General features: G+C 40.7%; 3 protein-coding genes and 2 pseudogenes. 3 read left to right on the forward strand and 2 right to left on the reverse strand.

The genetic code is table 11. The annotated features are described in order from the left end of the window. Window positions 1-1,259, forward strand: a 1,259-nt coding sequence (locus ACFINU_RS09170) for a Bgr_08870 family protein (RefSeq protein WP_375667609.1), incomplete at its 5' end; no start/stop codon positions are given. A gap of 555 nt (window positions 1,260-1,814) precedes the next feature. After that, window positions 1,815-2,635 (forward strand): annotated as a pseudogene (locus ACFINU_RS09175) (DNA adenine methylase). Between the two features lie 97 nt (window positions 2,636-2,732). Here the strand turns inward: ACFINU_RS09175 and ACFINU_RS09180 are convergent. Further along, complete coding sequence (locus tag ACFINU_RS09180) at window positions 2,733-3,089, reverse strand: type II toxin-antitoxin system HigA family antitoxin (protein ID WP_156851753.1); 357 nt, start codon at window positions 3,087-3,089, stop codon at window positions 2,733-2,735. Continuing rightward, the gene (locus ACFINU_RS09185) at window positions 3,086-3,400 is read right to left on the reverse strand and encodes a type II toxin-antitoxin system HigB family toxin (RefSeq protein WP_317993618.1); all 315 of its coding nucleotides are present in this window, start codon (window positions 3,398-3,400) and stop codon (window positions 3,086-3,088) included. Before ACFINU_RS09185 ends, ACFINU_RS09180 begins: the two co-directional genes overlap by 4 nt. A gap of 164 nt (window positions 3,401-3,564) precedes the next feature. Between ACFINU_RS09185 and ACFINU_RS09190 the strand changes: the two are divergent. Next, window positions 3,565-4,127: pseudogene (locus ACFINU_RS09190) on the forward strand (phage tail protein); the annotation flags it as partial.

Genomic DNA, 4,127 nt, shown 5'->3' on the forward strand with positions numbered 1-4,127 from the left:
ACCAAGCTCTTTTAGCTGTTGAGGAAAAGATAGACGAAAAGGCGCCTTTACACCACACGCATACCATAAGCGAAATCGCAGATCTAGAAAGCGCTCTCAATGGCAAGATGGCAGCGGATAAAACCTTCACTTTTGCCGATTTAAGCGATATCGAGGGGGCAAAAGATGCCGCTAACAACTATGTTCTCTACAAATCAAGCAATAATAACTTCACCTTTGGCAGTGCTGTCTCCCTGTTAGGTGCGCACCAACATAAAACAGAAGATATCGTGGGGCTTGACGATTTTAGAGCCAAGATCAATCAAGATCTCACAAGCTATGGACGCCTCACAAGTCCCAATGAATGGAAAAATTACAATAAATTTACCAGCAAAGTGACTATGAGTGGTGCCTTAGAGCTTTTGGGCAATTCGTCGTTGAACCTCATCTATAATGGCAAAGTGGTTACTGATTTAAACACAAACGGAAGCTTGCTTAAAGGACCTTTAAAAGTCGATGGTGATCTTGTTTATACAAAATCAGAAATAGATATTCTCAAGCAGGAAATTAAAAACATCAAAAAAAATTTGCTTAATAAACTCATTATTGCTGATGCTGAATTGCTCTATACGCAAGACGGGAAAATTCAATGGCCAGCTTGGGTGACGAATAAAACCAAAGTTGAAATCCAAGCATGGGGTGGCGGCGGTAGTGGTGGTGGAGCGTGTACGCCAGGATTAGGCGGTGGTGGTGGTGGTGGCGGTTGTTCAGTATGGTATGGCTATAAAACCAGTTTAAACGGGCATGAGGATATCATCATTGGTAAAGGAGGAACTTCTGTTTCAGGATGGAATGTAACAGGTAAGTCTGGAGGAACAACAGTTGTTGGAAAGAATTTTATTACCGCTACAGGAGGACATGGTGGTGGGGGTGCTTATTATAGTATATCAAGGGGAAATACTTATTACTATTCAGGCACTGGCGGAACTGGGGGCATTGGTGGAAATTTTGGTTGGGCAACAGATGATCTCCTAGGATCAGCCAAAGGCGGAAATGGTTATACTGGAACGAGTGGAATTACGAGTAAAACAAGTGGTAATGGGGGAAATGCTGGGGGCGATACATCAAGGGGAGGTGGTGGAGGAACGGGAGATGGTTCCTATATTTCAGGAAAAGCAGGGCGTGGTTTTGGTGGTGGCGGTGCTGGTGCTCATGATCATGTTTCTCCAAGCGGCGCTGGAGCTGATGGCGCTGTCCTTATAAGATTATGGAAAGATTAATTACATAACCAAAGGTAGCGCAAGTCAAATGGATAGCTATTGTATAAGCGAGCTTGTATGATTTTTAAATCTTTTTATCACTCTTTCAAAGCCCTTTAAAGGACTTTTTTGACTGACAGTGTCAGTCTTATGAGAGAGTGTAGATGATTGTTATGGTCTCTTCATTAATGTGGAGAGCAAAATGGCAACAAAAGTAAATACTCTCTATCGCACTATAGCAAAATCATTCTTTATCTTTAGAAGAAGCCCCGAAATCACGGCGTTCCCCCTCTTCTATTCCAAAGGTTTTGTAAAGAGATTAACGGCTCTTAGCAAGCCGCTCTAATAACCTATCGCTATGAGAAAACATAGCGGTTAGCCCACAGAAATTATCCTAGAAACTCAAAAACAAGGAGAATGGAACAAAAAATAGAGGCTGGGCTGGTTGTCCAGCCAACGGGACTTAGTTTAGCGACAAACCCGTCCGATGCAACTCAACTCAACATCGCAGCCACTTCTTCTCACTTGGAAACAGTGAGAAGATGGCTAATATAGATGGAAGAGTGTTAAAAAATGATGGATACACTTTGTAAAGAAAAATTAAAATCTGTTGATCCTATCTCACCAGCTGCTGCTTATATTGGAGGCAAAAGAAGACTAGCCAAAACCATAGTTAACATTATCGAGGACATTCCTCATAGTATTTATGCCGAACCTTTCGTTGGAATGGGAGGAATATTCTTTAGGAGAAAATTGATTCCACCCACTGAAATCATTAATGACCGTTTAGGAGATGTGGTGAATTTTTTTCGGGTGTTACAACGCCATTATCACCCGTTTATAGAATTTCTGGAATTTCAAATAAGCAGCCGTGAGGAATTTCAACGATTACGTGCTCAAGATCCAGAAACCCTCACAGATTTAGAACGGGCTTCAAGGTTTTTATATTTGCAGCGTTTAAGCTTTAGCGGGAAGGTAGCCGACCGTACGTTTGGGGTTGAAACAGACCGCGGTGCACAGTTTAATCCTTTGAAACTTGAAGCCTCATTAAAGCTTATTTACCGTCGTTTAGCGGGTGTTACCATTGAAAATTTAGACTGGTCTGAGTTTATCAGGCGCTATGATCGACCAAACACCTTATTTTATCTTGACCCGCCTTATTGGGGTGTTGAGGATTATTATGGCAAAGATTTGTTTAAGCGAGAGGATTACCAGACGATGTCCACACTGCTTGCACAATTAAAGGGAAGTTTCTTTTGTCTCTCAATGATGTGCCAGAAGTTCGAAAAACCTTCAGTCAATTTACCTTTAAAAAAATAAATACGTTTTATTCGTGTAACGCCTTAAATAATGCAGTTCCCGCTAAGGAGCTTATCATCACCAATTGCGATTTCTAAAACGAGAAATAATACATATTAAAGGGTCTTTAAATGATCTTTGAAGACCTTTTGAAACCCCTTAAAAATCTTTCAAAAAAATAAATTAGTATAAAACCTAAGCTATCAGACTTTCTAGTGGAATATTGAACTGTTGGTGCAAGTTTTTAATCATGCGCAGTGTTAATTTTCTTTTACCACTCAAGATTTCATAAACACGATTTAAATGACCAATCGCAGGAACGAGATCTTTAGCACTTAAGTTCATTTGTTCCATTCTAAATTTAATAGCTTCAATCGGGTGAGGAGGAGAAACAGGATAGTGTTCTGCTTCATACGCTTCAATCAACAACACAAGAACCTCCATTTGATCAAATTCTGGAGTATTCTCTTTAGGTTGATTGTCAAACATTGCAGACACAATTTCTAAAGCTTCTTGATAATCTCTTTCAGTGCGAAGTGGTTTGATATTCATTTCTTAAATTCCTTTAGTTCTACAGTATTAGCATCAATTGCATCATACTGTTTGTGTGTCCCTATAAATTTTATATAAAGCCAACCTGCTGGATAAAAGATTGAAACAACTAAACGATAATCATTGCCTCTAATATTAAAAACAACACGATTATTCTTTAATATGCTTGCATTTTTATACTTCTCTTTAATGTCATGAGGAGAACGCCACTGCGCATTTTTAGCTTCATCTACCCATGCTTTTAACGGTTGTTCAGCATCAGGATATCGAGCCCAAAAAGTTTGAAGTGTGGAGATTTTAACAATTTTCATAAGTTTATCCTGATTTTTATCAATCTTAGTACCATTTTGGGACCAAGTCAAGATATTTATAAAAAGAAAGTGCTTGTTGAAAACAAACCTTTCTCAAGAGCGGCTTTTTACCTCTCATTTTTCCCATTCATTTCATTAGCCAATATTTCAAAGGAGCATAAAGTATGGCAACAGGTTTTCTACACGGTGTTGAAGTCGTTGAAGTTGACGACGGCACCCGCCCCCTTCGCGCGGTACAATCGGCAGTTATCGGAATTGTTGGCACAGCGCCAGATGCGGATGAACGAGCCTTTCCTCTTAACACACCCGTTTTGGTTACCGGTTCTCTTTCACAAGCTGCAAAACTGGATAAAACGGGTAAGCGTCAAGGGACCTTACCCAATGCCCTTGATCTTATTTTTAAACAAGTAGGGGCAATTGTCGTTGTCGTACGCGTGAACGAGGGTGACAACGAAAATGCAACACTCACCAATATTCTGGGTGGTGTAAACGCAAATGGTGCTTATGAAGGTGTTCATGCTTTGATTGGAGCGCAATCCATTGTAGGACAAACACCACGCATTCTCATCGCTCCAGGCTTTACACATCAACGCCCTTCCAGTGTGAATATTGAAGAGAATGGAACTGGTGCAACTGCCAACCCCGTCGCCGCAGAACTGATTGGCATTGCCGAGCGTCTACGTGCTATTGTGGTGCTTGATGCACCAAACACGACAGATGAAGCAGC

The organism is Bartonella sp. AC130YNZD (assembly GCF_042196865.1).
Taxonomy (GTDB): Bacteria; Pseudomonadota; Alphaproteobacteria; order Rhizobiales; family Rhizobiaceae; genus Bartonella.

Coding starts and splice junctions, on each gene's coding strand:
- ACFINU_RS09185 (WP_317993618.1), bottom strand. CDS start 3,400: ATGAAAATTGTTAAAATCTCCACACTTCAAACTTTTTGGGCTCGATAT.
- ACFINU_RS09180 (WP_156851753.1), bottom strand. CDS start 3,089: ATGAATATCAAACCACTTCGCACTGAAAGAGATTATCAAGAAGCTTTA.